Below are 1,379 nucleotides of genomic sequence, written 5' to 3' on the forward strand. Positions count from 1 at the left end.
AAGGAGCCGAAGTGCTCGGTGATGGCGTCGCCGAGGGCGCCGTCGGGGCGGTCGCCGCCCTCCGGGGAGAGGTTCTGCCAGAAGAGCGAGTGCAGCACGTGGCCGGAGAGGTTGAAGGCCAGCGTCTTCTGCAGGCCGACCAGGCCGCCGAGCTGGTCCTTGTCCCGGGCCTCGGCCAACTGCTCCAGGGTGAGGTTGGCGCCATTGACGTAGGCCTGGTGGTGCTTGGAGTGGTGCAGCTCCAGGATCTCGGCGGACATCGCCCGCTCGAGCGCGGAGTAGTCGTAGGGAAGGTCAGGCAGCGTGTAAGTGCCCATCAGGACAGGGCCCCTCTCGGTGTCGACAGTGACGATCATGCCGACGAGAACACTATTGCGTATGACTTGCAATAGCTACTCTAGTGCTTCAGCATGTGTGTTGCGGGGCCGGCCCGTCGGCCGACCGGACGCACCCCTGGCGGGGCGCCTCCTTCCTGACTGACGATCGTCTTCCCAACCGGCGCCCGCCGGGACGCACGGCCGGCCCCGCACCCACACCCCTGTGGGCACCGGTGGCCTACTGGCAGTCAGGGCACGGGCCTCGGAGGAGCGGCACCCCCGGCCAGCAGCAGTGAGGTGTGTCCGCTGGAGACGATCAGGACCACACAGGGGTTGGGCGGCGGGCCACCGTCCAGGGTGGCCGCGGCGACGTGGCCGGCGAGGTGGTGGACGCCGTAGAGCGGGACGCCGAGCGCGAAGGCGTACCCCTTGGCGGCCGCGACCCCCACCTGCAGGGCGCCGGACAGGCCGGGCCCGGTGGTGACGGCGACCGCGCCGACGTCGGTGAGGGTGAGCCCGGCCTGGTCCAGCGCCGCGCGCACCACCGGGGCCACCGCGTGCACGTGGGCGCGGGCCGCTGGAGGGGCGGGCGGCGTGGGTGACATCCACAAGAGCACCCGACCGGCACCGCCGGTCGGGTGCTCGGTGGCCGCCCACAGCGCCCACTCCGGTCCCGTTCCTGGTCATCGCCGTCCTCAGCACCGAGGCGAACCGCCGACGCACCTTCCGCGGGCACCCGATCCCGGCCGCGCGCGCCTCGCGGCGGGCGGCCCGTTCCTCCTTCCCCACCTCACCACGTCGGCCACGCTCCTGATCCTCCGTCATCCCGGCACGCGGCCGCACGGACGAGCGGGACGCTGGTGCTCGGCACGACGTCCGCGCTGGTGACCGTCGTGCGCCTGGCCGTGCTCGGGCCGCCGTCCTCCGCCGCCGCGCGCGCTGGCCCGAACCGCCCAGCCGGCGGGGGGGGGGGGGGGGGGGGGGGGGGGGGGGGGGGGGGGGGGGGGAAGGGGGGGTGGGGGGGGGGGGGGGGGCGGGGGGGGGGGGGGGGGGGAGAACGCG

1 protein-coding gene and 1 pseudogene are annotated in these 1,379 nt (G+C 74.6%); both read right to left on the reverse strand.

Features of this window, described 5'->3' with window-relative positions:
• Positions 1-317 (reverse strand): superoxide dismutase (locus ACZ38L_RS33795; RefSeq protein ID WP_465700739.1); only part of this gene is annotated, 317 nt, incomplete at its 3' end.
• Positions 318-601: 284 nt separating this feature from the next.
• Positions 602-895, reverse strand: a pseudogene (locus tag ACZ38L_RS33800) (tRNA (adenosine(37)-N6)-threonylcarbamoyltransferase complex transferase subunit TsaD); the annotation flags it as partial.
• Positions 896-1,379: the final 484 nt, after the last annotated feature.

It is taken from the genome of Kitasatospora sp. NPDC024654, from assembly GCF_055559155.1.